This window comes from Achromobacter sp. T5-5 (genome assembly GCF_055397965.1).
In genome coordinates this window covers 4,622,737-4,648,018 of record NZ_AP027919.1, presented here as the reverse complement: position 1 = coordinate 4,648,018, position 25,282 = coordinate 4,622,737, and the positions used below count along the sequence as shown (strand labels likewise).

Here is a 25,282-nt window from a genome sequence, read left to right as displayed (position 1 = left end):
TTCAAAATCGTTTTAGGGGAATACCTATGTCTGCTGTGATCCAACGCAGCCACCTGGATTGGCTGGAATCGGAAGCGATCTTCATCCTGCGCGAAGTGGCCGCCGAATGCGAAAAGCCCGTCCTGCTGTTTTCGGGCGGCAAGGACTCCGTGGTGCTGCTGCGCCTGGCCGAAAAGGCTTTCCGCCCGGGACGCTTTCCGTTCCCGCTGATGCACATCGACACCGCCCACAACTTCGACGAAGTCATCGCCTTTCGCGATGCGCGCGCGGCCGAACTGGGGGAGACCCTGATCGTGCGCAGCGTCGAAGACTCGATCAAGCGCGGCAGCGTCGTGCTGCGCCGCGAGACCGACTCGCGCAATGCGGCGCAGGCGGTGACGCTGCTGGAGGCCATCGAGGAGTTCGGCTTCGACGCCTGCATCGGGGGCGCCCGCCGCGACGAGGAAAAGGCGCGCGCCAAGGAGCGCATCTTTTCGTTCCGCGACGAGTTCGGCCAGTGGGATCCCAAGGCCCAGCGGCCCGAGCTCTGGAACCTGTTCAACACCCGCGTGCATCGCGGCGAGAACATGCGCGTCTTTCCGATCTCGAACTGGACCGAACTGGACGTCTGGCAGTACATCCAGCGCGAGCAGCTGGCGCTGCCGTCGATCTACTACGCCCATGAGCGCGAGGTCGTGCGCCGCAAGGGGCTGCTGGTGCCGGTCACGCGCCTGACGCCGCCGGCGGACGGTGAACAGGTCGAGCGCCTGTCCGTGCGGTTCCGCACGGTGGGCGACATTTCCTGCACCTGCCCGGTCGCATCCGATGCCGCCGACACGCTGGCCATCATCGCCGAGACGGCGGTGACCGACATCACCGAGCGCGGCGCCACGCGCATGGACGACCAGACTTCCGAGGCCTCGATGGAGCGCCGCAAGAAGGAAGGCTATTTCTGAATGCAAGACGCGCCGGCCCAAGCCGGCGCCTGGGGAACCACATGAACGCACTGAACGATTCCTTTCTTTCCGGCGCCGACAACGGCGTGCTGCGCCTCATCACGGCGGGCTCCGTCGACGACGGCAAGTCCACATTGATCGGCCGCCTGCTGTATGACAGCAAGGGGGTCTTTGCCGACCAGCTGGACGCAATCTCGCGCGCCAAGCACAAGCGGGTGGCTGGCGATGGCATCGACTTCTCGCTGCTGACCGACGGCCTGGAGGCCGAGCGGGAGCAGGGCATCACCATCGATGTCGCCTACCGCTACTTTTCCACGCCCACGCGCAAGTTCATCATTGCCGATGCGCCCGGTCACGAGCAGTACACGCGCAACATGGTGACCGGGGCGTCGACGGCCGACGTCGCCGTCATCCTGATCGATGCGACCCGCGCGGCCGACGGCAAGCTGCTGCCGCAGACCAAGCGGCACAGCACCATCGCGCGCCTGCTGGGCATACGCCACATCGTCGTCGCGGTGAACAAGATGGACCTGGTCGACTGGGACCGCGCGGTGTTCGAGCGCATCCGCGATGCGTACGCGGACCTGGCGGGCAAGCTGGGCATCGCGCATTTCGACGCGCTGCCCTTGTCGGCACTGGGCGGCGAGAACGTCGTCACGCTCTCCGGCAAGACGCCGTGGTACGAGGGCCAGCCGCTGCTGGCGCTGCTGGAATCGCTGGACCTGTCGGGCGATGGCCGGGCCACGCCGCTGCGCTTTCCGGTGCAGTGGGTGGCGCGCCACGGCGGCGATCGCACGGACGATTTCCGCGGCTACGCCGGCCGGGTGGCCAGCGGCGTGGTGCGCCCTGGCGACGCGGTGACGGTGCAGCCGTCGGGCGTGAGCGCGGTGGTGCAGGAGGTCCGCGCGTTCGATCGCGCGCTGGATGAAGCGGTGGCGGGTGATTCGATCACGCTGGTGCTGGACCGCGACGTCGACGTCTCGCGCGGCGACGTGATCGTGCACACGGCCGCGCCGGCCCAGGTGTCGCGCGAGTTCGAAGCCGAGCTGTGCTGGCTGGACGCGCAGGCCTTGAATCCCGCGCGCAAGTATCTGCTCAAGTCCGGCACGCGGCTCACGTCGGCGAAGGTGCGCGCGGTGTTGTCGCATCGGGACATCCATGAGTTGCAAGAGGTCGAGAACACCGAAGGCACCTTGCGCATGAACGACATCGGCCGCGTGACGCTCACCACGCGCGAGTCGCTCGCGGTCGATCGGTACGACGATGTCCCGGCGACCGGCGCCTTCATCCTGATCGATGAAGCCACGCATCAGACGGCTGCCGCAGGCATGCTTCGGTAGCCCGCAAGCGGGCTGGAAATCGCCCTTCCAGCCCGGGAATTTCGTGTTGTTTTTCGTCCAAACCCAATGCTGGCAAGGGTTTGCGGGCGATATCGCAAGATGAAATCGAATTGTTCAGACGATGTCTTCTTCTTGCGGTAAAGTTGGACTGTCTTACGAAAAGGGCTTTTGGTGCTTGTCAAAACCACTGTGTTTTTGTACAGTAGTTTTTATGGCACGCACCGATCATTCTTTTCTCGCCGGTTCTGGGTCCCCGGCTGCCGCCCCCGCCGCCTTGCGCGGTCGGGGTGCGGTTACTAATGTTCGGCATCGCTTCCAACGCGATGACCGTGTGCAGGTCGACGATGGCTGGTCCGCTTCCGGCCTGCCTGCCGATTTCGTGGATTCCGTCCCCGATTCTGCCGCCGATTCTTTCCCCGATTTTGTCCCCGATACTTCCCCGGTTGCCGGCGCCGTCGCCGGCTCTCCGGTCATTCCCATCCTGCCCGACACCCGTTCCGCGCCGCCTGCGCCCAAGACCACGGTCACCGCAGAAGAGGCGCGCAAGATGCTGTCGCGCAACGATTCGCCCGATATCCCCTTTGACGTGGCCGCCAACCCCTATCGCGGCTGCGAGCATGGCTGCGTGTATTGCTATGCGCGGCCCACGCATTCCTACCTGGGCTATTCCCCCGGGCTGGACTTCGAAACGCGCCTCGTCGCCAAGGCCAATGCCGTGCAGGCGCTGCGCACGGAGCTCGCGCGGCCCGGCTACAAGCCGTCGCCGATCAATATCGGGTCGGCCACCGACGCCTACCAGCCCATCGAGCGCGACTGGCGCCTGACCCGCGGCATGCTTGAACTCATGCTCGAAACCCGGCATCCGGTCACCATCGTCACCAAGAACGCCCTGGTCGCCCGCGACCTGGACTTGCTGGCGGCGCTGGCCCAGCAGAACCTCGTGGTGGTCTACGTCAGCATCACCACGCTGGATGCCGGCATGGCGCGCACGCTGGAGCCCCGGGCGGCCGCCCCGTGGCGTCGCCTGGAAGCCGTGCGCAGCCTCACCGACGCCGGCGTGCCGGTGGGCGTGCTGGTGGCGCCGGTCATTCCCTTCATCAACGACGAATCCCTGGAACACATCCTCCAAGAGGCCAAGGCCGCCGGCGCCCACTACGCCAGCTACACCGTCCTGCGCCTGCCCTGGGAGGTCAAGACCCTGTTCGAAGACTGGCTCAACGCCCACTACCCGGACCGCGCGCAGCGTGTCCTGCACCGCATCGAAGACCTGCGCAACGGCCGCCGCAACGATCCGAATTTCGGCTCGCGCATGCGCGGAACCGGTATCTGGGCAGACCTGCTGCGTCAGCGCTTCGAGGTCGCCACGCGCAAGCTCGGGCTCAACCGTACGCGCCTGTCGCTCGATTGCAGTCGCTTCCAGCCGCCCGCCGGGCGGGGCGCCTCGGCCTCCTTGTTCGACGGCGGGGCTGGCGGTTCGCCTGGCGCTGTCCATGGCAATGCCGCTTCCGATTTCCCATCCCCGGTTGGCGCGAAAGCGTCTTCAGGGGTCCCTTTTCCTGGTGGTTTGCCTGCGGTCAGCGGCGCATACGGGCGCGGCGAGCGCCAATTGCGCGCCATGGCTGCCGGCCAATTGTCCTTGTTCGATTGACCGCAGGCTGCCGTTGCCTCGGGTGCATGCCAGGGCGATCCGCCTCGGCGTTGGAACGTTACTCCAAGGAGTTCCCATGAACACCGCTGATATTTCCGTCCTGCAGGATGAGCTTGCCGTCTCCCTGAACCCGCTGCGCCGCGGCTCGAACCGCGCCCGCGCGTTTTGCGCCCGCTTGAGCGGATTGGCCATGCCCTGGGGCGCCACCGCGTCTAGCCCCCGCTCGAGCGCCGCCCGCTGGCCGTTCCCGCCCGCACCGACCCCGGATGAAGCCTCGACCGCCATGCCGACGCGCGCTCCCGCGCCCGCCATCGCGCCGAGCGCGCCTGTCGCGCCGGCGGCAACGGCGCGCGACCACAGTCCGAGCGCGGCCGCCGCGTCCGCAGCAACGGCGCGCGACCACAGCATTGGGGACGCCAAGGTTCAGCCGGCGGCCAACCAACTGACCATGAAAGCCATGGTCACGGACGTGTTGCTGGTGCTGGCCTGGGGCGCGATGATCCCCGGCCTGATGTGGTTGGGCGTTGCGGGCGGATTCTGATCGGCGGTCTGCGACCGCCGTGCGCCGTCAACTGGCGCCGAGCAAAATCACCCCCGCCAGGATCGACACGCAGCCGGCCAGCCGGCCGATGCCCACCTTTTCCCGAAGCAGGAACATGCCCGCCAGGGTGCCCAGCATCATGGACATTTCCCGGGCCGGCGCGACCAGGCTGAGCGGCGCGCCGTTGCGCAGCGCATACAGCACAAGGATGTACCCCAGCGGCGACAGAAATCCCACGGCCAGGGCCAGATGCCAGTGGCCGCGCATGGATTCCCACGAGTGCGCGGGGCGGCGCAACATGTGCGGCGTCATCATCGCGGTGCGGGTCACACAGGTGAACCAGTCGAACAGCACCGGGCTGATCAGCAGCACTTTCACGCCGTAGGCGTCCACCACCGTGTACGCCGCAATGAACAAACCGATTACCACGCCCCAGCGCACGCCCACCCACGCCTGGGCCTGCTGAAAGATGGCAAGCCGTCCCTGGGTGGCGATGAGCAGCACCCCGGCCACCACGCACAACATGCCGGCGATGCCGGTGCTGGTGGCGGGCTCACCCAGCAGCAGGAAGGCGCCCGTGGTGGAAAGCAGGGGGCCGGTGCCCCGGGCAATCGGATACACCACCGACAGATCGGCCACCTGATAGCCGCGCTGCAGGCACAGGCTGTAGCCTAGATGCAACAGGCTGGATGCCAGGATCGCCCCGACGACGGGCCAGGTCCACGTCATGCCGTCGTGCGCCAGCACCCAGATTACCCACGGCGCATAGAGCACCGAGGCACAGAGGCCGTAGGCAAAGACGAAGGGCGCGCCCACCATGGCCGCGCGCTTGGCAATGAGGTTCCACGTGGCGTGGGCCATTGCCGCCAGGACGACCAATATCAGGGACGAGTACGACATGGGGGAACAGCGTCAGATGACGTGTTTGTTACAGGAAGATGGAAGGGTACCGCAAAGCTGGCTCGCGCCGCACATGTTACCCGAGGCGACTCGGAATTTTTGGTGTAGAATCATTGGTTTGCCAAATCTCATCCTCTGCTTGCGGCATGGCAACGCAACCCGAGCAAGCCGGAAATCCGCCTGTCGGATCTTCCTGAAAGCCGGTTGCAATGCGCACGCATTTGGCTGGATCGACCTGGATGCTGATATCGGAATCGATATCGTCGCCTGGGCCGCATGACAGCTACGCGTGAACAACATCGAACGGCAAAAGTCTTAGCCCGCAAAGGCATGATGATCTAGGAGTTCTCATGAACCTCATCGCTATCCTGGAACAGGAAGAAATTGCCCGTCTGACCGGCGGTCAAGCCAAGCCTGAATTTGCTCCTGGTGACACCGTCATCGTGAGCGTCAACGTCGTTGAAGGCACCCGCAAGCGCGTGCAGGCTTTCGAAGGCGTTGTGATCGCCAAGCGCAATCGCGGCCTGAACTCCGCGTTCACCGTGCGCAAGATTTCGTCGGGTGAAGCCGTGGAACGTACGTTCCAGCTCTACTCGCCGCAAATCGCCAGCATCGAAGTGAAGCGCCGCGGCGACGTGCGCCGCGCCAAGCTGTACTACCTGCGCTCGCGCTCGGGCAAGTCGGCTCGCATCAAGGAAAAGCTGGTCAGCAAGCAAGCCACCGCGGCTTGATCGCTTATCGGTACACGGCCCTGCCAGTGTCGGACGTTCACGCCAATCCGCGTTTCCGTCCGGCACGGGTTTCCGGGTTAAAAAGGCACCTGCGAGGGTGCCTTTTTCTATTTTCTGAGCCGAATGTCTGATACCTCGTCTTCCGCGCGGCCTCGAAGGCCGCTGGCACGTCCCGGATTCGACCCGGCGACGCAGCCGTGGGTGGTGGCCAACGAATCGCTGCCTCCCGTGCCCACCAGTCTGCTCACGCCGGATTCGCTGCGGGGCACGCTGAGCCAGCCCTCCACGTGGACGCTGGAGCTTTCACGCGACAACGATCTGCGCTACCCCGGCCGCGAAGGCACGCCGGTGCCGGCCGCCGTGCTGATTCCCCTGGTGACGCGAGACGAGGGCGTGCACATCATGCTGACGCAGCGCGCCGCGCACCTGCATGATCACGCCGGCCAGATCAGCTTTCCGGGTGGCCGCATCGAGACCAGCGACGCCACCCCCGTCGCAGCGGCGCTGCGCGAAGCCCAGGAAGAAACCGGCCTGCCGGCCAACCACGTGGAAGTGCTGGGCAGCATGCCGCCGTATCTGACGGCCACCGGCTTTTCCATCATTCCCGTGGTGTCGCTGGTGCGTCCGGGTTTCGAGCTGGCGCCCGATGCGTTCGAGGTGGCCGAGGTCTTCGAGGTGCCGCTGTCTTTCCTGATGGATCCGGCCAATCATCGCCTCTATGAAGCCAGGCTCGATGACGGCCGGGTGCGCCAGTATTACGGCATGCCGTATGGCAAATACTTCATCTGGGGCGCGACCGCCGGCATGTTGCGCAATCTGTATCACCTGCTGCGCCACGGGTTCACGCCGCGCTAGGCGTCAATAACGCTGCTGGCCAGCCAGGTTTTCTTCCAGGATGCGCTGGTACAGCGCGTAGCGCGCCGGATCGATGGTGCCCGCCTGCAGGGCAGCCACCACACCGCAGCCGGGTTCGTGGCGATGCGTGCAGTTGTAGAAGCGGCATTGCTCGATGGGCTGGGTGAACTCCGGAAACCCGCGGATGATGTCTTCGCGGGTAAGGTGCTGCAGCCCGAAGGCCTGGAATCCGGGCGAGTCGATCAGGTCGCCGCCGGGAGCGGGCAGGTGATAGAGGCGGGTGCTGGTCGTGGTGTGCTTGCCCATGTCCAGCGCCGTCGAATGCTCGCGCGTGGCCGCGGCGGCGTCGGGCACCAGTGCGTTGAGCAGCGTGGACTTGCCCATGCCGCTCTGGCCCAGCAGCAGGCTCGTGCGTCCGGCCAGGCGCGGGGCCAGCAGCGTCTGCACGTTCTGGGGCTCCAGCGCGCTCAGTTCTATCACGTCCACCCCCAGCGCGGCGATCGGGGCCAGGCGCGCGCGGGCGGCCGGCAGTTCGTCGGTCAGGTCGGTCTTATTCAGGATGATGAGCGGCGAGATGCCCGCGCTCCACGCGCCCGCCAGCGCGCGGCCGGTGAGGTCGTCCGAAAAGGTGGGCCGCACCGCGATGACGATCAGCAACTGGTCTACATTGGATGCGAACTGCTTGGACCGCATCTCATCGGACCGATACAGCAGATTGCTGCGCGGCAGGATGGCGTCGATGGCGCCTTCGTCCTTGCCCTGCGGCGTGATCCTGACGCGGTCGCCCACCGCGGCCCCGGCTTTCTTGCCGCGCGGAAAACATTTGCGCAGGGCGCCGTCCGCCAGTTCCACCGTGTAGTGGCGGCCATGGGCGGCAATGATGCGGCCTTCCAGGGGGGCGCTCATGCGGCGGCCGCCATCAAGTGGCGGATGCGCACGGCGGCGGGGGGATGGCTGTCGTAAAAGGCGGAATGCACGGGGTCGGGTGTCAGGGTTGCAGCGTTGTCGTCGTAAAGCTTGACCAGCGCGGAGACCAGGCGGTCCGGCGAACTCTGTTCGGCGGCATAGCGATCCGCTTCGAACTCGTCGCGGCGCGAATACCAACTGGCCAGCGGGGTCAACATGAAGGTAAATACGGGGATGACCAGGAAGAACAGCAGCAGCGCCATGGCGTCGTTGCGCCCGCCCAATTGCGGCAGCACGCCCAGGCCCACATAGAACCACGGCTGTTGGGCGATCCAGCCCAGGATCGCAAAGAACGCCAGCGCGGCGCCAAAGCTGAAGATGACGCGCTTGATGATGTGGCGCTTGGCGAAATGCCCCAGCTCGTGCGCCAGCACCGCCTCGATTTCGTCGGGGTTCAGGCGGGCCAGCAGGGTGTCGAAGAACACGATGCGGCGCGACTTGCCAAAGCCCGTGAAATAGGCGTTGCCGTGGGCCGAGCGGCGCGAGCCGTCCATCACGAAGAGGCCATTCAGGGCAAAGCCGCAGCGCTGCGCCAGGCGCTGGATGCGGCCGGCCAGTTCGGGATCGGACAGCGGCGTGAATTTATTGAATAGGGGCGCAATGAACATCGGGTAGATGATCAGCAGCGCCAGATTGAACGCCGTCCACAGCGCCCATGCCCAGACCCACCAATAGGCGCCGGCGCTGCCCATCAGCCACAAGACCGCGGCTGCCAGCGGCAAGCCCAGCACTGCCGCCACCAGCAGCCCCTTGGCGGCGTCGGCCACGAACAGGCCCGGCGTCATGCGGTTAAAGCCAAAGCGCGCCTCCAGCTTGAACTGGCGCCACAGCGTGAAGGGCAGGCCCAAGAGGCCCAGCACCAGCGCTACCACGACCAGCAGCAGCATCTGGCGCACGAAGTCGTTGCTGGTAAGCTGGCTGACCATCAGGTCGATCCATTGCAGTCCGCCCAGCAGCGTCAGCGCCACCAGCACCAGGGCGTCATAGGTCCGCTCCAGCATGCCCAGCCTGACTCGCGCCACGGTGTAGTCGGCCGCCCGCTGATGGCTGGTCAGCCCGATGCGATGGGAGAATTCCGCAGGCACCTGGTCGCGATGGCGGGCGACGTGGCGGATCTGCCGGGACGCCAGCCACATGCGCACGGCGATATCGGTCAGCAGGAAGGCAACGAACAGCAGTGTGAACATGGGCAATGCGTCTGCTCAAGAAGGGATGTGCGAAAATCGCGTGTTTTATAGGCAAATTATATGGCTGCGAACGAAAATCGCCTGATCTGGCTCGACATGGAAATGACCGGGCTGGACCCTGAAAAAGAACGGATCATCGAAGTCGCCGTCGTGGTGACCGAGCCTGACCTGACGGTCGTGGCCGAGGGGCCGGTGATCGTGGTGCACCAGCCCGACAGCCTGCTCGACGCCATGGACAGCTGGAACAAGTCCACCCACGGCAAGAGCGGCCTGATCGACAAGGTCAAGGCGTCCACGGTGACCGAGGCGCAGGCAGAGGATACGCTGTTGGCGTTTCTGGCGCAGCATGTGCCGGCCGGCAAGTCGCCGATGTGCGGAAATACCATCAGCCAGGACCGGCGTTTCATGTTTGCGTACATGCCGCGCCTGGAGCAGTTCTTCCATTACCGCAACCTGGACGTCAGCACGCTCAAGGAGCTGGCGCGCCGCTGGGCGCCCGCGGTCTACAAGGGCTTCGAGAAAAAGAGCCGCCACGAAGCGCTGGCCGACATCTACGAGTCCATCGATGAGCTCAAGTATTACCGCGAGCACTTCCTGAAGGTCTGAGTGAGCGCCTGAGCGTCGCGGCGTACACTCGGCATCAGACCGTGTCCTGGGCGAGTGGCCGCCCCGATCCTCATGCCGTCCTATTCCGTCCCGCAAATCCGCTTGGCCGAACAGCGCGCCCTGGCGTCGGGGCGCGCCTTGATGCCGCTGGCCGGCGCGGCGGCGGCGGCATTCGTCACGGCGCGGCTTCCCGCCTCGGCGTCCATCCTGGCGCTGGCCGGTCCCGGCAACAATGGCGGGGACGCGCTGGAAGCCGCGGCTTTGTTGCTGCGGCAGGGCTTTGACGTCCACGTGGTGCTGCCTTCCGGGCCGGCCAGGCTGCCCGCCGACGCCGCCCGCGCCTGGACCGGCTGGCTGGCCGCTGGCGGGCAAGCCCGCACCCACGCCGCGCTACCGCCTGGACCGCCGCCAGGCCTGGTCATCGACGGCCTCTTCGGCATCGGTCTGAACCGTCCCCTTGATGCTTCCTGGCAATCGCTGATCGATGCCGTCAACGCCATGCACACGCCGGTGCTGGCCCTGGATGTGCCCAGCGGCATCGACGCCGATTCCGGCGCGGCGCTGGGCCGGCCGATCCGGGCCCGGTGGACGCTGTCTTTCATCGCGGCCAGCCGCGGACTGGCGCGCCCGGGACCCGGGCGCGACGCGGCGGGGGAATGCCACGTCGACACCCTGGGCGTGGCCATGCCCGCCGAGCCAGATCCTCAGTCCTGAAGCCGCGCCGCGGATGGCCCGCGCGCGTGGCCGCGTCAGGCCGGCCGTCCGCCGAACCGCGACTCGACCTCGGCCGTCAGGGGCGTGTAGCGTTCGTTGTCCTGCCCGGCCAGCGCATCCAGGTGGATTTCGGAAGGCGTGAATACTTTCCAGTAGAGCCGCCCGCACAGGTCGCGCGCGGCGTGGCCGGGCCAGTTGTCAGGCAGCATGGGGGCGGGCAGTTGCGGATCGTGCAGCACGATCCGGCGCCAGTTGTGCAGCACCATGACCCGCACCATGAAGGCCTCGGCGGGCGAGGGCGCTTCTTCCAGCAGCTTTTCCAGCGGGCCGAAATTGCGCGAGAACAGCCGGTACTGCTCGGCCACGTCGTCCAGGTTCCAGCATTGGCTGGCCAGGCTGGCGATGGGCAGCCCGCCCGCGCCGGCCAGGTCGCGGGCCGACAGCACCAGGGCGCGGTCCGGAATGCCCAGCTTTTCGAGGATGTCGTGCGCGGCGCGCGCCTCGGTGTGCGGATGGGCGAACAGGCCAGGCGCGATCATCCCGAAACCTTCCCACGTGAGCTCGCGGCGCAGTTCGCCGCGCTCTGCCAGGCCGTTGCCCGTGCGCGGCAGCGCAACCAGCGTCCATTCCCCGTTCCAGTCTTGGGCCGCCCCTTCGTAGATGCGCTGCGACGCGTGCGAGGTATGGCGCGCGCCCTGTTCCGAAATCAGGTACAGGCTGCGCCGGCCGTGGCGTTCGGATTGCAGCCAGTTCTGCGCCACCAGGCGAAAGACGCTGGTGCGCAGCAGGCGTTCATTGATGCCCAGGGGAGCCAGCAGCTCGATCAGGCTGCCCAGCCAGATGGCGCCGCCATGCGGGGCCAGCGCATCGCCCAGCACACTGACACACAGCGATTTTGCGCGAGGCGGATCGCTTTTCAATAAGCGGGACAGCGTGCGTTCCAGGGGCGACTGAGGGTTTGCCATAAGAGGGGCCGGAGACGGCCGATATCGGGATCCTGGATATGATACATAAATCCAATGTGATACAGATTTGAGTTTGACAATGAATTTTTTGTATTAAATAATCCGCCTATGACATGACGGCACTGCGCAGCGTTTGCCTTGCGTTTTCGCAAACCGTCTCAAGGAGACAACCATGTACGCTCAACTCGTCGAAACCGGCGTCAAGCAGGTCAAGACCGCGGACCAGCTCGAAGGCCTGGAACAGACGTTCCAGCGGCGCATCGACGACGGCGTTCGCATCGAGGCCAAGGACTGGATGCCGGAGGCCTACCGCAAGACGCTCGTGCGCCAGATCTCGCAGCACGCGCACTCCGAAATCGTGGGCATGCTGCCCGAAGGCAACTGGATCACCCGCGCGCCGTCGCTCAAGCGCAAGGCCATCCTGCTGGCCAAGGTGCAGGACGAAGCGGGCCACGGGCTCTATCTGTACAGCGCCGCCGAAACCCTGGGCGTGTCCCGCGACGACCTGATCGACGATCTGCACGCCGGGCGCGCCAAGTACTCCAGCATCTTCAATTACCCCACGCTCAGCTGGGCCGACATCGGCATGATCGGCTGGCTGGTCGACGGCTCCGCCATCATCAACCAGATCCCGCTGTGCCGCTGTTCCTATGGCCCGTACGCGCGGGCCATGGTGCGCGTCTGTAAGGAAGAGTCCTTCCACCAGCGCCAGGGCTATGACCTGCTCATGCAGATGTGCCTGCACGGCACGCCCGAACAGAAGGCGATGGTCCAGGACTCGCTCAACCGCTGGTGGTGGCCGGCGCTGATGATGTTCGGCCCGTCGGACGCCGATTCGCCCAACAGCGCCCAGTCCATGGCCTGGAAGATCAAGCTCTTCTCCAACGACGAGCTGCGCCAGAAGATGGTCGACCAGACCGTTCCCCAGGCCGAATACCTGGGCCTGACCGTTCCCGATCCCGAGTTGAAGTGGAACGCCGAGCGCGGGCACTACGACTTTGGCGAAATCGACTGGAGCGAGTTCTACGCCGTGCTCAAGGGCAATGGTCCGTGCAACCGCGAGCGCCTCGCGGCGCGCGTCAAGGCGCACGAGGAAGGCGCCTGGGTGCGCGACGCGCTGGTCGCCCACGCCGATAAACAGTCCGCGCGGAAGGCGGCTTAGAGGTCCCCCCCCGGAGCGCTGCGCGCTTCCCCCCCAGGGGGGCGCCGCAGCGGACCGGCGGAGCCCGGATCCGCGCGGCCCCGCTGGCCCTCGCTGGCGCGTCGGGGGATGACGATTTTTTGAGCGACTTCTAACTATTCATTTATTGCAGACCGGTCGCGCCCCGCGCGCCCGGCATTTGAGGAAATCCATCATGAGCAAAGACTGGCCTCTGTGGGAAGTCTTCATCCGCAGCCAGCACGGCCTGGCGCACAAGCATGTGGGCAGCCTGCACGCTCCGGACGCCGAAATGGCGATCAACCATGCCCGCGACGTCTACACGCGCCGCAATGAGGGCCTGAGCATCTGGGTCGTGCGCGCCTCCGACATCTCGGCCAGCAGTCCGGGCGACAAGGATCCGCTGTTCGAGCCGGCCAACAGCAAGGTCTACCGGCATCCGACCTTCTTCCCGATGCCCGAAGAAATCAAGCACATGTAAGGCGGGCGGGGGAGACATGGACAAAGCACTCTTTGAATACCTGCTGCGCCTGGGCGATACGTCGCTCATCCTGTCGCAGCGCCTGGGCGAATGGACCGGCCACGGTCCCATCCTGGAAGAGGACCTGGCGCTGACCAACACCGCGCTGGACCTGCTGGGCCAGGCCCGCATGTGGCTGACGCTGGCCGGCGAGGTCGAGGGCGCCGGGCGCGACGAGGACGCGCTGGCTTATCTGCGCGACGCGCACGAGTTCCGCAACGTGCTGCTGGTCGAGCGCGACAACGGCAACTATGCCGACACCATGGCGCGGCAGTTCCTGTTCGACGTCTGGCATTACTTCCTGCTGCAGCGCCTGGAGCAGTCTTCCGACGAACGTGTCGCCGCCATCGCGGCCAAGTCGCTCAAGGAAGTGACCTACCACGTGCGCCGTTCCTCCGACATGGTGGTGCGCCTGGGCGACGGCACGGCCGAGAGCCATGCCAAGATGCAGGCCGCCATCGACGACGCCTGGCGCTTCACGGGCGAGCTGTTCGCCGACGACGCCATCGACCTGGACATCGCCTCGCGCGGCATCGGCTGTGAATTGTCCGCGCTGCGCCAACCCTGGCTCGCGCACGTGCGGGAAGTGCTGGAAGAAGCCACGCTGACCGTCCCCGACGAAGCCGCCGCGAATCATCTGGCGCACCGGGGCGGCCGCCAGGGCAGGCACACCGAGGCCCTGGGTTACGTGCTGGCCGAAATGCAGTACCTGCCTCGCGCCTACCCGGGAGCGACGTGGTGAACGCCCACGCGCCCATTGCCGCCGACCAGGTCTACGCCTGGCTGCAGGAGGTCCCCGATCCGGAGATTCCCGTGCTGTCCGTGGTGGACCTGGGCGTGGTGCGGGACGTCTCGTGGGACGGCGACGCCTGTGTGGTCGTGATCACGCCCACGTATTCCGGCTGCCCGGCCATGCGCGAAATCACACAGGACATCCGCCAGACGCTGGAACGCCACGGCGTCGCCCAGGTCCGCGTGGAAACGCGCCTGGCGCCGGCCTGGACGACCGACTGGATGAGCGAGAAGGGCCGAGAGGCGCTCAAGGGCTACGGCATTGCCGCGCCCGCCGAACGCGCCATCGATATCTCCGGCATCAGTCGCCGTACGGCCGGCCCGGCCATCGCGTGTCCGCGCTGCGGCTCGCGCGACACGCGCCTGGTCAGCAATTTCGGATCGACCTCGTGCAAGGCGCTGTACCGCTGCGTGTCCTGCCACGAGCCCTTCGATTACTTCAAGACTCACTAAAGCGTGGTTTCGAGATGAGCCAGAACCAATTCCATGCATTGAAGGTGGCGTCGGTCGCGCGCAATACGCGCGACGCCGTGGTCGTGACCTTCGACCTGCCCGAGGCGTTGGCGGATGAATTCGCCTTCCTGCCCGGCCAGTACCTGACGCTGCGCACGCAGCTCAACGGCGAAGAACTGCGCCGGTCGTATTCCATCTGTTCGGCGCCGCACGACAAGCTCTTGCGCGTGGCGATCAAGAAGGTCGACGAGGGCGCTTTTTCCAGTTGGGCCAACCACGAACTGCAGCCCGGCCAGACCCTCGAGGTGATGGCGCCCGCGGGCAATTTCACGGTGGATTTTTCGCCCGAGAACGCGCGCCATTACGTCGCCTTCGCCGTGGGCAGCGGCATCACCCCCGTGTTTTCCCTGGTCAAGACCGCCTTGTCCACCGAGCCGCGCAGCAAATTCACGCTGTTCTTCGGCAACCGCGCCTCGTCCGCGGTGCTGTTCCGCGAAGAAATCGAAGACCTGAAGAACCTCTACATGGACCGGTTTTCGCTGGTCTATGTCATGAGCCGCGAAACCCAGGACATCGAGCTCTTCAACGGCCGCCTGGACGGCGACAAGGTCGACCAGCTCATGTCGGCCTGGATGAGCCCGGAGGATATCGATTACGCTTTTGTCTGTGGTCCCCAGACCATGACGGAAAGTGTGGTCGAACGGCTGCAGGCCCGCGGCATCCCGAAGGCGAACATCAAGTTCGAACTCTTCGGCGCGCCCAAGGGTCCGCGCGCGTTGCGCACCGGCCAGGACGCGCGGCAGGCGCCCGGCAAGGGGCAGTGCGAGGTCACCGTGGTGCAGGACGGACATAGCCGCATGTTCGTCATCGACAAGAACAAAGACAGCGTGCTGGATTCCGCGCTGGCGCAGGGCATCGAACTGCCGTACTCGTGCAAGGGCGGGGTGTGTTCCACCTGCCGTTGCAAGGTGATCGAAGGCGAAGTGGACATGGATGCCAACTTCGCCCTCGAAGACTACGAAGTCGCGCGCGGATTCATCCTGAGCTGCCAGAGCTTCCCGGTCAGCGACCGGCTGGTCATCGACTTCGACCAGGAAACCTGACCCGGCGCGCGCCAGGCAAGCATTCAAATCTTATTGGAGAGACGAGCGTGTCCCAGAAATTCTTCGAACGCCACCAGCCCCTGCTGGAACAATCCCTGGCAGCCGCCGCGCTGCGCGGCTACTGGAGCCCGTTTGCCGAGTCGCCCAGCCCGCGCAACTATGGCGAGACCGCCAACGACGAAGGCCGCGCCGCCTTCGAAGCGCTCAAGGGCAAGCCTTTTCCGTTGAACCTGCATGACGCCGACGGCGTCGTGGGCGGCGAGAAGTCCCCCTATGGTTTCGACCTGGGCATCACGTATCCGCGCGTGCCGGCCGACAAGCTGATCGCCGCCTCCAAGCGCGCCCTGGAAGACTGGCGCCGCGCCGGTCCGCGCGCCTGGGTCGGCGTGTCGCTGGAAATCCTGGCGCGCCTGAACAAGCTGAGCTTCCAGATCGCCTACGCGGTCCAGCACACCACCGGCCAGGGCTTCATGATGGCCTTCCAGGCGGGCGGCCCGCACGCGCAGGATCGCGGCTTTGAAGCCGTCACCTATGCGTGGCAAGAGATGTCGCGCATCCCGGGCATCGCCGTCTGGGAAAAGCCGCAGGGCAAGAATGATCCCATCCGCATGGAAAAGCAGTTCACCGTCGTGCCGCGCGGCGTCGCGCTGGTGATCGGCTGCTCGACCTTCCCCACCTGGAACGGCTATCCGGGCCTTTTCGCCAGCCTGGCCACGGGCAACACCGTCATCGTCAAGCCGCATCCGGGCGCGATCCTGCCGCTGGCCATCACCGTGAAGGTGGCGCGCGAAGTGCTGCAGGAAGCGGGCTTTGATCCCGACGTGGTGCAACTGGCCGCGCACGAGGCGGGCGACGACACCGCGCAGAAGCTGGCGCTGGACCCGGCCGTCAAGATCGTCGACTTCACCGGCAGCACCGCCAACGGCAACTGGCTCGAAGAAAATGCGCGCCAGGCCCAGGTCTACACCGAGAAGGCGGGCGTGAACCAGGTCATCATCGATTCGACCAACGACCTGAAGGGCGTGGCGCGCAACCTGGCGTTCTCGCTGGCCCTGTATTCGGGCCAGATGTGCACGGCGCCGCAGAACATCTACGTGCCGCGCGACGGCATCAACACCCCGGAAGGCCGCGTCAGCTTCGACGACGTGGCGGCCGCGCTGGGCGTGGCGCTGGAAAAGGTCGGCGCGGATGCCGCCAAGGCCGTCGAACTGACGGGCGCCATCCAGAACGACGGCATCGTCGAGCGCATCGAAAAAGCGCGCGCCCTCGGCCTGCCCGTCGTGGCGGACAGCAAGGCGCTGGCCCATCCCCAATTCGAGAACGCCCGCGTCCGCACGCCGCTGCTGTTGCGCACCGAGGCCGGCAATGCGGCCCTCAGCCAGGAATGGTTCGGCCCCATCGCCTTTGTCGTGGCCACCGATTCCACCGCCCACAGCATCCAGCTCGCGCGCGACAGCGTCATCCAGCATGGCGCGCTGTCCCTGTCCGCCTACACGACGGACGACCGCGTGGCCGAGCAGATCCAGGATGCCGCGGAAGTGTCGGGCGTGTCGCTCTCGCTCAACCTGACCGGCCCGGTGTTCGTCAATCAGACCGCCGCCTTCAGCGATTTCCATGGCACCGGCGCCAACCCGGCGGCCAATGCGGCGCTGTCGGACACGGCGTTCGTCTCGAACCGCTTCCGCGTGGTGCAAACCCGCCGTCACATCTAAGCCCGGGCGATCGCACATGAGCTATCAGGATATCCAATTCGACCTGTCCGGCGGCATCGCCCGCCTGACGCTGAACCGCCCGGACAAGCTGAACAGCTTCACGGCCAACATGCATGCCGAAGTGGCCGATGCGCTGACCCGCATCGAGACCGAAGGCGCGCGCGTGCTGGTGCTGACCGGCGCAGGGCGCGGCTTCTGTGCCGGCCAGGACCTGAGCGAGCGCAAGCCCGCGCCGGACGGCACGCCGCCCGACCTGGGCGAGACCGTCGACAAGTTCTATGCGCCGCTGGTGCGCCGGATCAACGCCTTGCCCATGCCGGTGGTGGTGGGCGTGAACGGCGTGGCGGCGGGGGCGGGGGCCAATCTGGCCTTCGCGGGCGACATCGTCATCGCCAAGGCTTCGGCCAGCTTCATCCAGTCGTTCTGCCGCCTGGGCCTCATCCCCGACACGGGGGGCACGTTCGCGCTGCCCCGTCTGGTGGGCCGCGCCCGGGCCATGGGCCTGGCCATGCTGGGCGACAAGCTGAGCGCCAAGCAGGCCGAGGACTGGGGCCTCATCTGGCAATGCGTGGCCGACGAGGAATTCGACGCCACGCTGGAGCGCCTGGCCACGCATTTCGCGGCCGCGCCCACCAAGGGCCTGGCCTTCACCAAGCGGGCCCTGCAGGCCAGCCTGGGCAATGACCTGTCCACGCAACTCGACCTGGAACGCGACATGATGCGCGAACTGGGCCGCAGCGCGGATTACGCGGAAGGCGTCGCCGCCTTCCTGGGCAAGCGTGAACCGCAATTCAAGGGGCAATGATGAGCGTGCACGTTCCCCCCGTTGAAGCGCCGTCCGATCCCCAGGAACTGGCGCAGGCCGTGGGCTCGGTGATGTATGCCGGCGACGCGGCCTCGCAAGGCCTGGACATGAAGGTCGAGGAAATGGCGCCGGGCTATGCGCGGCTGACCATGCGCGTGCGGCCCGACATGCTGAACGGCCACAAGACCTGCCATGGCGGCTTCATCTTCGCCCTGGCCGACAGCGCGTTCGCGTTCTCCTGCAACTCCCGCAACGTCAGTACCGTGGCCTCGGGCTGCACGATCGATTATCTGGCGCCGGGATTCGAAGGCGACCTGCTGACAGCGGTGGCGCAAGAGCGATCGCTTGCCGGACGCACGGGCGTCTACGACGTCACCGTCACCAACCAGGACGGCCGCAACGTGGCCTTGTTCAGGGGCCGTTCCTATCGCATCAAAGGCCAGATCGTCGGGGTGCCCACGGACGCCTGACCACACAGCCGAACCAAAGAGCAGGACCCGGGCCGGAGCATGCGCCGCACGCGGCGCGCCGCCCGAGCCGGGGCGCAGAGAATTTCAGGAGAGACATCATCATGCCCAACACCATGAGCAAGCCGGGACTGGATCCCATCGAGCATGCCAGCCAGGACGAGCTGCGGGCCCTGCAGCTGGACCGCTTGAAGTGGACCCTCAAGCACGCCTACGAAAACGTCCCGCACTACAAGAAGGCGTTCGACGAGGCCGGCGTGCATCCGGACGACCTGAAGCAGTTGTCCGATATTGCGAAGTTCCCGTTCACGACCAAGAAGGAACTGCGCGAAAACTATCCGTTCGGCATGTTCGCCGTGCCGCGCGAGCGCATTTCGCGCATTCACGCCTCCAGCGGCACGACGGGCAAGCCGACCGTGGTGGGCTACACCAAGGGCGACCTGGACAACTGGGCCAACCTGGTGGCGCGTTCCATCCGTGCGGCGGGCGGCAAGCCCGGCGATACGGTGCACGTGGCGTACGGCTACGGCCTCTTCACGGGCGGCCTGGGCGCGCACTACGGGGCGGAGCGCCTGGGTTGCACGGTCATTCCGATGTCGGGCGGACAGACGGAAAAACAGGTTCAGCTGATCAGCGATTTCCGGCCGGACATCATCATGGTCACGCCGTCCTATTTCTGCAACATTCTGGAGGAGCAGCGCCGCCAGGGCATTGATCCGCGTCAAAGTTCGCTGCGCATCGGGATTTTCGGCGCCGAGCCCTGGACGGGCCAGATGCGCGCCGACATCGAGGCCGAAGCCGCCATCGACGCCGTCGACATCTATGGCCTGTCCGAAGTGATGGGCCCGGGCGTGGCGAGTGAATGCGTCGAGACCAAGGACGGCCCGGTGGTGTGGGAGGATCACTTCTACGCGGAGATCATCAACCCGGAAACGGGCGAACCCGTGGCCGACGGCGAACCCGGCGAGCTGGTCTTCACGTCGCTGACCAAGGAAGCGATGCCCATCGTGCGCTACCGCACGCGCGACCTGACCCGCCTGCTGCCGCCCACCGCGCGCAGCATGCGCCGCATCGGCAAGATCACCGGCCGCAGCGACGACATGCTGATCGTGCGCGGCGTGAACATGTTCCCCACGCAGGTCGAAGAGCTGGTCCTGAAGATCGCGCAGTTGGCGCCGCACTACCAGTTGGTGCTGTCCCGCACGGGCAACATGGACGAACTGGAGATCCTGACCGAAGTGCGCGCGGAGTTCTCGGGGCTGTCCGATGCCGAACGCGCCAACCTGGGCAAGCAGTTGCAGCACGCGGTCAAGACGCACATCGGCGTCAGCGCGCGTATCCAGGTGTCGGATGCGGGCCATGTCGAGCGCACGCTGACCGGAAAGGCGCGCCGTGTGATCGACAGGCGGCCGAAGTCCTGAAGCCTTGCGCGCGCCATGAAAAAGGCAGCCCCGCGGGCTGCCTTTTTTCATTCCGGACGCCGCTAGCGCCCCACCGTCCGCAGGATGCGCCGGTACCAGTAATGGAGCAGGGCGGCCGACAGCGCCAGGCCAAGCATGGCCATCAGCCACATGCTGCCCGCGCCCTGCGGCGAGCCGGGCACGAGCAGGTCGCGTAATCCGTCCAGGCCGCCTTTGCCGGGACCAAAGCCGAACCACCAGCCGCCGACCAGGCCCACGCCGGCCAGCGCGACCGTCTGCAGGATCAGCGGCACCACGGCGATCTTGTAGGCGCGCAGCAGGTACGAATTGATGCACTGCATGCAATCGAAGAGATGGAACAGCGGCAGGACGGCCAGCAGCGTGGTCGCCACCGCGGCGACCGCGGCGTCATCCGTGTAGGCCGCCAGGATCAGCGGACGGCCGGCCAGCAGCACCGCCGCCGTCAGCAGCGCGCCCATCAGGCCCAACGCCAGTCCCGCCATGCCGGTGCGGTGGGCGCGCGCGTAGTCGCCCGCGCCGATCGCCTGCGCCGTCAGCGACGCGGTGGCCACGCCCAGCGCCATCGGCATCATGTAGCAGAGGGCCGCCAGGTTCGACATGATCTGGTGTCCCCCCGTCACGAAGGTGCCCTCGCGCGCGACCAGCAGCGCCATGAACGTGAACGCCGACACCTCCACGAGGTACGAACCGCCCATGGGAATGCCCAGGCGCAGCAGCTCTTTCAGCGCCTGCCAGTCGGGCTTGCCGATGCGAAGCTGGAAGCGCCGGTAGTAGCGGTCATGCGTGATGACCCACAACCCCAGCCCCAGGCTCATCCATGACACGACGGCGGTCGCCAGGCCCGCGCCGGCCGCGCCCATCGCGGGCAGGCCCAGCTTGCCGTAGATGAAGATCCAGTTGAACAGCGCCTTGAAGCCGATGATCGACAGGTTGATGGCCATGACGAGCTTGGGCCGCGACACGGCGGTGCCCAGCGCGTAGATGGTGCGGAACACCAGCGCGGCGGGCAGGGCCAGCACCAGCGCCTGGAGGTAGGACGCGATGCGGTCGCGCACGGCGGGGGCGACGTCCCCGGACATGAAAAGCCACATGTCCGGAAACAGCATCAACACCGCGCCCACGAGCGACAGTCCCAGCGCCAGCCACACGCCCTGGCCCCAGCTTTTGCCGACTTCGAGGTTGTTGCCGGCGCCGAACTGCTGCGCCAGGATCGGAATGAGGGCGTGCACCACGCCCATCAGGCCCACGAAGATGGTGATGTAGATGGAGGCGGACAGGGCCATCGCCGCCAGGTCGTCCGGGCTGGAGTGGCCGGTCATGGCGGTGTCCAGCACGCCGAACGAAATGCCGGCCCACTGGCTGATCAGCACGGGCCAGGCTTGCTTGGTGATGCCGCGCAGGGTGGCGCCGAAACTCGTCGGCGCCGGGGAGGCTGCCATCATGGCTTGGAGCTGGTGCGCAACAGGCGGAAGACTTCGGAACGGTCAGCGCGGCGGCCGCCCTGCCACAGGACCTGCACCCCTTCGCTGTAGGCGGCGGTGCCGTCGCGCAGACTCTGGTTGGTGGTCTGTTGCAGGACCAGCGTGCAACGCGTGTCGAACGGGAACGACAGGTTGTTGAAGATGAGGAACGACGCGCGCTGGCCGCTACCCAGGCTCAGGCCGCGGACGCACTCGCCGGGACGCTTGTGCTGCGCGATCGCCTGGGCCAGCTGGCCCGACATGGTGCGATAGCTGCGGGCGTAGTCGACCGCGGGCTGCCACAGCAGAACCAGCAGGATCCAGGTCACGGTCAGCCCGCCGGCGGACAGCACCGTGCCGCGCCAGAGCGCCTGGGGGCGCACGCGCAGGCGCCACACGACCAGGGCGATCCACGCCAGCGTGAAAACGACGGCCAGGGCAAAGGCCACCCAGGAGATGACGGGCTCGTAGCCGGTGGTCTGGCGGCCGATGTTGCGGGAGATCTGCGCGGGCCACTGGAAGTGCAGGGCCACCCAACCGAGCCAGGCCGTGGCGGCGGTCAGCGAAAAGCACATGACGGCGAACCAGTCCAGCGTGTTCACGACGCCGCGGCGCAGGGTCGGCAGCGAGAACGCGCCCAGCACGGCGCATGGCACGGCCAACAGCACGAATTCAGAGTCCGAGGCTTCATCCAGGAAAAAGAGGATCAGCGCCGAGCAGCTCAGCAGCATCAAGGGCAGCCAGATGTGCGGGGCGTAGATCCATGCGCGCCAGCGCCAGATGGCCAGCAGCGCCAGCGGCCAGGTCGGCCACAGATACCAGGGAAGGTCGCGCAGCGTGCGTCCCGCATCGTGCAGGCTGGGCATGGCGAACGAGGACAGATTCCAGGCCTTCCAGTTGCGGATCCAGTATTCGCTGCCCTGGGTGGCGGGAATCCACCAGGCCAGGATCAGGCCGGCGGCCAGGACGGCGGCCCAGAGCATCCAGCGCTTGCATTTCCATAGCTGGCTGCGGGGGTAGAAGGCAAGCGCGGCGCCGGCCATGATGGGCAGGGCGCCCACCCAGCCGCGCGTCAGGAAGCTGGCGGCCAGAGCGATGCCCAACGTGGTGGCGCCCGTGACGGGCCGGTCCACCGTGCGCGCCAGCGAGTAGAACGCCAATGCCTGGCAGGCCATGATCGCGGGCACGACCGTCGTTTCATGCGTGCGCTGCAGGATGCCGACCGTGGCGAGCAGCAGCAGGAGGGCGGCATCGGCCAGCATGCGGCCGTAGTCGCGCGGTTCGGGCTCGCCGCCGAAGGGCAGCGCGAGCGGCTGGGCTTCGGCGCGGCGGCCCAGCAGGTACGTGCCGTACCACACGCTGGACGCCGTGATGCCGAACCACAGCAGATTGGGCAGCCGCCCCGCCGTGATGTCGCCGATGAAGGGGCCGAACAGCCAGATACTGATCGCGCCAACCCACGTGATCAGCGGCCCTTCCTCGGCGTGGGCCAGGTGCCCCACCTGCGGCAGCAGCCAGGTCAGGCCGCCTTCGCGGATGGCGGTGATCATGGTCGCCAGTCCGACCGCGTCGTCGGTTTTCCACGGGTCGCGCATGAACAGCCCGGCCACGATATAGGCCAAGGACAGCCCCAGCAGGATGAGGCGGGGCAGTTTTGCGGTGGCCACCGACGTCAGCCGGGCCGGGGTGGAAATGGAAAGTGGGGACACGGGCGTTAATGTAACCGAGTGGTCGGAATGCGCCACCCCCTCGCGGGGAAAAAACGACTGCCGAGGAGGGAAAAAAAAGCAGCCCGAAGGCTGCCTTTTTGCTGTGACTCCCGCAGGAGCGACAGGATCAGGAAGCGGACTTGACCGTGCCAGCCGTGCGGGCGAAACGGGCGCGGAACTTTTCCACGCGGCCGGTTTCGACGATGCGGGTCTGGGCGCCCGTGTAGAACGGGTGCGATTCGGAGGTCACGTCGCACTTGAAGAGCGGGTACGTCTTGCCATCGAGTTCGATGGATTCGCGAGTCTGGACGGTCGAACGGGTGATGAACTTGCTGCCCGTTTGCAGGTCGGCGAAGACGACTTCGCGGTATTCGGGGTGAATGCCTTCTTTCATGGTGCTTTCCTAGGGCTCGATCGAGCCTCTTTCAGGTTGTTAGGGTCGCCAGCCAAGCTGCCAGGGATCGCCGCCAGGGGGCGGGGCGAAAGGCGCTAGCCACGTATCCAAAAAGTAACCCCGCATTCTAGCATGCGATCAAGCCGTCAGGCCAGCCGGAAATCGGCCCCCGGGCCGCGAGGCAGCCCGGGTTTTACAGCGGGTCGGGATTCAGAGATCCGTGCGCAGCTTCCAGATTTCCGGGAAAAGCACGACTTCCAGCATGCGCCGCAGGTAATCCACCCCAGACGTGCCACCCGTGCCGCGCTTGAAGCCGATGACCCGTTCGACCGTCGTGACGTGGCGGAAGCGCCACAGTCGGAAGGCGTCCTCCAGGTCGGTGAGCTTCTCGCCCAGCTGGTAGAGCTCCCAGTAGCGGTCCGTGTCGCGGTAGACCGTCAGCCAGGCGGCTTCGACGGCGGCCGAGGACGAGTAGGGCAGCGTCCAGTCGCGCTCCAGGTGGTCGGCGGGGATGTCCAGGCCATGGCGGGCCAGCAGGCGCAGCGCCTCGTCATACAGCGACGGGGCCTCGTAGGCGCTCTGCACCTGGGCCAGCAGGTCGGCGCGGTGCGAGTGGGGCTTGAGCATGGCTGCGTTCTTATTGCCCAGCAGGAATTCGATCTGGCGGTACTGATAGCTCTGGAACCCGCTCGAGCGCGCCAGGTACGGTCGCAGCGCGGAGTATTCGGGCGGGGTCATGGTCGCCAGCACGTCCCAGGCGTGCACGAGCTGCTCCATGATCTTGCTGACGCGCGCCAGCATCTTGAAGGCGGGCTGCAGGCGGTCGGCCGCCACGCTGGCGATCGCTGCGCGCAGTTCATGCAACATCAGCTTCATCCAGAGTTCGCTGGTCTGGTGCTGGATGATGAACAGCATTTCGTTGTGCTCGGGCGACAGCGGGTGCTGGGCGCCGAGCAGTTCGTCCAGGTGCAGGTAGTCGCCGTAGGTCATGTCGCGCGTGAAGTCGAGCTGCGCTTTTTCCTGGCGGACGATGTCTTCGGGGCGTTCGGACTGGCTCATGCGCGGTCTCCCTGGCAGGGCGGAGCGGCGCGGCGGGCGGATGCAGGCAGGGCGCGCCAATGGGGCGCAATGGGGTATTCCATGGTCGTTTCTCTAAGCGGGGGCGGCCGAAACGGGTCGGCCGCGCCCGGGCCGGCGAAACAGCCTACAGTTCGCGCAGGACCGCGCGGACCGGGCTGGCATCGGCCTGGACCAGCGCCAACGGCAAGGCGATCAACTCGTAATCGCCTTCGGGCACGTCGTCGAGCACCAGGTTCTCCAGTACCCGCATGTCGTGCCGCAAGATCGTATGGTGGCTGTCCAGGGTCTTGCTGGAAGCGGGGTCGATGCTGGCGGTATCCAGACCGATCAGCATGACGCCGCGTTCAGCCAGCCATTCGATCGTCTGCGGCGCGTAGGCGGAGAAGTCATCCGTCCACCATTCCTGCGCGGCATGCTTGGCGGTGCGCACCAGGACGCGAGGCGGCAGGTTTGCCGCCGCGTGGGCCAGGTGTTCGGGCGTGATGAGCGGGCCGCAGTCGATCGCGTGGATGACGCGACAGGGGCCGAGAAAGGGTTCCAGCGAGACCGCGCCGATAGCCGCGGCGCCGTTTTCGTAGTGCAGGGGGGCGTCGGCATGCGCGCCGATGTGGGGCGACAGCGTGATCTCGCTTACATTGACCGGACAGCCGGGCGCGAGCGACCACTTCCATTGCTGGCGGTACGGCGTGTCGCCCGGAAAGACGGGCGAAGCCGTCGAGACGGGCGGGGAAATGTCCCACAGGCGTTTCATGGCGGGCAAAGCGGGGTCGCGAGGGCCGGAATTAGGTTAAGCCTAAA

26 protein-coding genes are annotated in these 25,282 nt (G+C 66.4%); 17 read left to right on the top strand and 9 right to left on the bottom strand.

Annotated features, from left to right (window positions below; all coding sequences use genetic code 11):
* Positions 1–26: 26 nt before the first annotated feature.
* The 4 genes from cysD to ACZ50Q_RS21120 all read left to right on the top strand — a co-directional run bounded on the left by cysD (position 27) and on the right by ACZ50Q_RS21120 (position 4,464).
* Positions 27–935, top strand: coding sequence for a sulfate adenylyltransferase subunit CysD (gene cysD / locus ACZ50Q_RS21135; RefSeq protein ID WP_076519593.1), 909 nt, complete (start codon positions 27–29; stop codon positions 933–935).
* Between the two features lie 41 nt (positions 936–976).
* Positions 977–2,275, top strand: coding sequence for a sulfate adenylyltransferase subunit 1 (locus ACZ50Q_RS21130; RefSeq protein WP_464079463.1), 1,299 nt, complete (start codon positions 977–979; stop codon positions 2,273–2,275).
* A 211-nt stretch (positions 2,276–2,486) separates the two neighbouring features.
* Entirely contained in the window at positions 2,487–3,923 is a 1,437-nt protein-coding gene (locus ACZ50Q_RS21125) for a PA0069 family radical SAM protein (RefSeq protein ID WP_464079462.1), read from the top strand.
* A gap of 76 nt (positions 3,924–3,999) precedes the next feature.
* Complete coding sequence (locus ACZ50Q_RS21120; RefSeq protein WP_464079461.1) at positions 4,000–4,464, top strand: hypothetical protein; 465 nt, start codon at positions 4,000–4,002, stop codon at positions 4,462–4,464.
* Between the two features lie 27 nt (positions 4,465–4,491).
* Here the strand turns inward: ACZ50Q_RS21120 and ACZ50Q_RS21115 are convergent, their stop codons facing one another.
* Positions 4,492–5,364 (bottom strand): DMT family transporter, encoded by an 873-nt coding sequence (locus ACZ50Q_RS21115; protein ID WP_076519601.1) that lies wholly within the window; start codon positions 5,362–5,364, stop codon positions 4,492–4,494.
* Positions 5,365–5,714: 350 nt separating this feature from the next.
* Here ACZ50Q_RS21115 and rplS point away from each other — a divergent pair, with 350 nt between their 5' ends.
* The gene (gene rplS, locus ACZ50Q_RS21110; RefSeq protein ID WP_464079460.1) at positions 5,715–6,095 is read left to right on the top strand and encodes a 50S ribosomal protein L19; all 381 of its coding nucleotides are present in this window, start codon (positions 5,715–5,717) and stop codon (positions 6,093–6,095) included.
* A gap of 123 nt (positions 6,096–6,218) precedes the next feature.
* The gene (locus tag ACZ50Q_RS21105; RefSeq protein WP_076519603.1) at positions 6,219–6,950 is read left to right on the top strand and encodes a CoA pyrophosphatase; all 732 of its coding nucleotides are present in this window, start codon (positions 6,219–6,221) and stop codon (positions 6,948–6,950) included.
* A gap of 3 nt (positions 6,951–6,953) precedes the next feature.
* On the opposite strand, the gene rsgA is transcribed toward ACZ50Q_RS21105, so the two are convergent.
* Entirely contained in the window at positions 6,954–7,856 is a 903-nt protein-coding gene (gene rsgA, locus ACZ50Q_RS21100) for a ribosome small subunit-dependent GTPase A (protein WP_092578016.1), read from the bottom strand.
* Positions 7,853–9,103 carry a M48 family metallopeptidase gene (locus ACZ50Q_RS21095; protein ID WP_464079459.1) on the bottom strand — a complete coding sequence of 417 codons (1,251 nt, stop codon included), beginning with the start codon at positions 9,101–9,103 and terminating at the stop codon, positions 7,853–7,855. The genes rsgA and ACZ50Q_RS21095 overlap by 4 nt, the downstream gene beginning before the upstream one ends.
* A 60-nt stretch (positions 9,104–9,163) precedes the next feature.
* Here ACZ50Q_RS21095 and orn point away from each other — a divergent pair, with 60 nt between their 5' ends.
* Together orn and ACZ50Q_RS21085 are read left to right on the top strand one after the other, a co-directional pair.
* Positions 9,164–9,709 carry an oligoribonuclease gene (gene orn, locus ACZ50Q_RS21090; RefSeq protein ID WP_076519609.1) on the top strand — a complete coding sequence of 182 codons (546 nt, stop codon included), beginning with the start codon at positions 9,164–9,166 and terminating at the stop codon, positions 9,707–9,709.
* 72 nt (positions 9,710–9,781) lie between these two features.
* Positions 9,782–10,423 (top strand): NAD(P)H-hydrate epimerase, encoded by a 642-nt coding sequence (locus ACZ50Q_RS21085; RefSeq protein ID WP_464079458.1) that lies wholly within the window; start codon positions 9,782–9,784, stop codon positions 10,421–10,423.
* A 35-nt stretch (positions 10,424–10,458) separates the two neighbouring features.
* On the opposite strand, the gene paaX is transcribed toward ACZ50Q_RS21085, so the two are convergent.
* Positions 10,459–11,388, bottom strand: a complete 930-nt coding sequence (paaX, locus tag ACZ50Q_RS21080) for a phenylacetic acid degradation operon negative regulatory protein PaaX (RefSeq protein ID WP_092578020.1) — start codon at positions 11,386–11,388, stop codon at positions 10,459–10,461.
* Between the two features lie 172 nt (positions 11,389–11,560).
* Here paaX and paaA point away from each other — a divergent pair, with 172 nt between their 5' ends.
* The 9 genes from paaA to paaK all read left to right on the top strand — a co-directional run bounded on the left by paaA (position 11,561) and on the right by paaK (position 19,820).
* Positions 11,561–12,550, top strand: a complete 990-nt coding sequence (paaA, locus tag ACZ50Q_RS21075; RefSeq protein ID WP_464079457.1) for a 1,2-phenylacetyl-CoA epoxidase subunit PaaA — start codon at positions 11,561–11,563, stop codon at positions 12,548–12,550.
* A gap of 193 nt (positions 12,551–12,743) precedes the next feature.
* Entirely contained in the window at positions 12,744–13,028 is a 285-nt protein-coding gene (paaB, locus tag ACZ50Q_RS21070) for a 1,2-phenylacetyl-CoA epoxidase subunit PaaB (RefSeq protein ID WP_006388300.1), read from the top strand.
* Between the two features lie 16 nt (positions 13,029–13,044).
* Positions 13,045–13,809 carry a 1,2-phenylacetyl-CoA epoxidase subunit PaaC gene (gene paaC, locus ACZ50Q_RS21065; RefSeq protein WP_464079456.1) on the top strand — a complete coding sequence of 255 codons (765 nt, stop codon included), beginning with the start codon at positions 13,045–13,047 and terminating at the stop codon, positions 13,807–13,809.
* Entirely contained in the window at positions 13,806–14,312 is a 507-nt protein-coding gene (paaD, locus tag ACZ50Q_RS21060) for a 1,2-phenylacetyl-CoA epoxidase subunit PaaD (protein WP_092578070.1), read from the top strand. The genes paaC and paaD overlap by 4 nt, the downstream gene beginning before the upstream one ends.
* A gap of 14 nt (positions 14,313–14,326) precedes the next feature.
* On the top strand, positions 14,327–15,415 hold the full coding sequence (gene paaE / locus ACZ50Q_RS21055; protein WP_076519619.1) for a 1,2-phenylacetyl-CoA epoxidase subunit PaaE: 1,089 nt from the start codon (positions 14,327–14,329) through the stop codon (positions 15,413–15,415).
* A gap of 47 nt (positions 15,416–15,462) precedes the next feature.
* On the top strand, positions 15,463–17,127 hold the full coding sequence (gene paaN / locus ACZ50Q_RS21050) for a phenylacetic acid degradation protein PaaN (RefSeq protein WP_092578022.1): 1,665 nt from the start codon (positions 15,463–15,465) through the stop codon (positions 17,125–17,127).
* 16 nt (positions 17,128–17,143) lie between these two features.
* On the top strand, positions 17,144–17,932 hold the full coding sequence (gene paaG / locus ACZ50Q_RS21045; protein ID WP_464079455.1) for a 2-(1,2-epoxy-1,2-dihydrophenyl)acetyl-CoA isomerase PaaG: 789 nt from the start codon (positions 17,144–17,146) through the stop codon (positions 17,930–17,932).
* Positions 17,932–18,402 carry a hydroxyphenylacetyl-CoA thioesterase PaaI gene (gene paaI / locus ACZ50Q_RS21040; protein WP_076519624.1) on the top strand — a complete coding sequence of 157 codons (471 nt, stop codon included), beginning with the start codon at positions 17,932–17,934 and terminating at the stop codon, positions 18,400–18,402. The genes paaG and paaI overlap by 1 nt, the downstream gene beginning before the upstream one ends.
* A gap of 101 nt (positions 18,403–18,503) precedes the next feature.
* Entirely contained in the window at positions 18,504–19,820 is a 1,317-nt protein-coding gene (gene paaK / locus ACZ50Q_RS21035) for a phenylacetate--CoA ligase PaaK (RefSeq protein ID WP_464079454.1), read from the top strand.
* Positions 19,821–19,882: 62 nt separating this feature from the next.
* Here the strand turns inward: paaK and ACZ50Q_RS21030 are convergent, their stop codons facing one another.
* The 5 genes from ACZ50Q_RS21030 to kynB form a co-directional block, all read right to left on the bottom strand.
* The gene (locus ACZ50Q_RS21030) at positions 19,883–21,283 is read right to left on the bottom strand and encodes an MATE family efflux transporter (RefSeq protein ID WP_092578026.1); all 1,401 of its coding nucleotides are present in this window, start codon (positions 21,281–21,283) and stop codon (positions 19,883–19,885) included.
* Positions 21,280–23,010 (bottom strand): ArnT family glycosyltransferase, encoded by a 1,731-nt coding sequence (locus ACZ50Q_RS21025; protein WP_092578028.1) that lies wholly within the window; start codon positions 23,008–23,010, stop codon positions 21,280–21,282. Before ACZ50Q_RS21025 ends, ACZ50Q_RS21030 begins: the two co-directional genes overlap by 4 nt.
* A 127-nt stretch (positions 23,011–23,137) precedes the next feature.
* Positions 23,138–23,404: a type B 50S ribosomal protein L31 gene (locus tag ACZ50Q_RS21020; RefSeq protein WP_076519632.1), complete on the bottom strand. Its 267-nt coding sequence runs from the start codon at positions 23,402–23,404 to the stop codon at positions 23,138–23,140.
* 210 nt (positions 23,405–23,614) lie between these two features.
* Entirely contained in the window at positions 23,615–24,463 is an 849-nt protein-coding gene (gene kynA, locus ACZ50Q_RS21015; RefSeq protein WP_076519634.1) for a tryptophan 2,3-dioxygenase, read from the bottom strand.
* 145 nt (positions 24,464–24,608) lie between these two features.
* Positions 24,609–25,235 (bottom strand): arylformamidase, encoded by a 627-nt coding sequence (kynB, locus tag ACZ50Q_RS21010; protein WP_076521980.1) that lies wholly within the window; start codon positions 25,233–25,235, stop codon positions 24,609–24,611.
* Positions 25,236–25,282: the final 47 nt, after the last annotated feature.

Bases quoted from the DNA above. Each gene is read 5' to 3' on its own strand.
- paaG (WP_464079455.1), top strand. From the start codon at position 17,144: ATGAGCTATCAGGATATCCAATTCGACCTGTCCGGCGGCATCGCCCGC.
- ACZ50Q_RS21105 (WP_076519603.1), top strand. From the start codon at position 6,219: ATGTCTGATACCTCGTCTTCCGCGCGGCCTCGAAGGCCGCTGGCACGT.
- paaI (WP_076519624.1), top strand. From the start codon at position 17,932: ATGAGCGTGCACGTTCCCCCCGTTGAAGCGCCGTCCGATCCCCAGGAA.
- ACZ50Q_RS21095 (WP_464079459.1), bottom strand. From the start codon at position 9,103: ATGTTCACACTGCTGTTCGTTGCCTTCCTGCTGACCGATATCGCCGTG.
- kynB (WP_076521980.1), bottom strand. From the start codon at position 25,235: ATGAAACGCCTGTGGGACATTTCCCCGCCCGTCTCGACGGCTTCGCCC.
- paaB (WP_006388300.1), top strand. From the start codon at position 12,744: ATGAGCAAAGACTGGCCTCTGTGGGAAGTCTTCATCCGCAGCCAGCAC.
- ACZ50Q_RS21120 (WP_464079461.1), top strand. From the start codon at position 4,000: ATGAACACCGCTGATATTTCCGTCCTGCAGGATGAGCTTGCCGTCTCC.
- orn (WP_076519609.1), top strand. From the start codon at position 9,164: ATGGCTGCGAACGAAAATCGCCTGATCTGGCTCGACATGGAAATGACC.
- kynA (WP_076519634.1), bottom strand. From the start codon at position 24,463: ATGAGCCAGTCCGAACGCCCCGAAGACATCGTCCGCCAGGAAAAAGCG.
- rplS (WP_464079460.1), top strand. From the start codon at position 5,715: ATGAACCTCATCGCTATCCTGGAACAGGAAGAAATTGCCCGTCTGACC.
- paaK (WP_464079454.1), top strand. From the start codon at position 18,504: ATGCCCAACACCATGAGCAAGCCGGGACTGGATCCCATCGAGCATGCC.
- paaA (WP_464079457.1), top strand. From the start codon at position 11,561: ATGTACGCTCAACTCGTCGAAACCGGCGTCAAGCAGGTCAAGACCGCG.
- ACZ50Q_RS21020 (WP_076519632.1), bottom strand. From the start codon at position 23,404: ATGAAAGAAGGCATTCACCCCGAATACCGCGAAGTCGTCTTCGCCGAC.
- ACZ50Q_RS21125 (WP_464079462.1), top strand. From the start codon at position 2,487: ATGGCACGCACCGATCATTCTTTTCTCGCCGGTTCTGGGTCCCCGGCT.
- ACZ50Q_RS21130 (WP_464079463.1), top strand. From the start codon at position 977: ATGAACGCACTGAACGATTCCTTTCTTTCCGGCGCCGACAACGGCGTG.
- paaE (WP_076519619.1), top strand. From the start codon at position 14,327: ATGAGCCAGAACCAATTCCATGCATTGAAGGTGGCGTCGGTCGCGCGC.
- ACZ50Q_RS21030 (WP_092578026.1), bottom strand. From the start codon at position 21,283: ATGATGGCAGCCTCCCCGGCGCCGACGAGTTTCGGCGCCACCCTGCGC.
- paaX (WP_092578020.1), bottom strand. From the start codon at position 11,388: ATGGCAAACCCTCAGTCGCCCCTGGAACGCACGCTGTCCCGCTTATTG.
- paaC (WP_464079456.1), top strand. From the start codon at position 13,045: ATGGACAAAGCACTCTTTGAATACCTGCTGCGCCTGGGCGATACGTCG.
- cysD (WP_076519593.1), top strand. From the start codon at position 27: ATGTCTGCTGTGATCCAACGCAGCCACCTGGATTGGCTGGAATCGGAA.
- ACZ50Q_RS21115 (WP_076519601.1), bottom strand. From the start codon at position 5,364: ATGTCGTACTCGTCCCTGATATTGGTCGTCCTGGCGGCAATGGCCCAC.
- ACZ50Q_RS21085 (WP_464079458.1), top strand. From the start codon at position 9,782: ATGCCGTCCTATTCCGTCCCGCAAATCCGCTTGGCCGAACAGCGCGCC.
- rsgA (WP_092578016.1), bottom strand. From the start codon at position 7,856: ATGAGCGCCCCCCTGGAAGGCCGCATCATTGCCGCCCATGGCCGCCAC.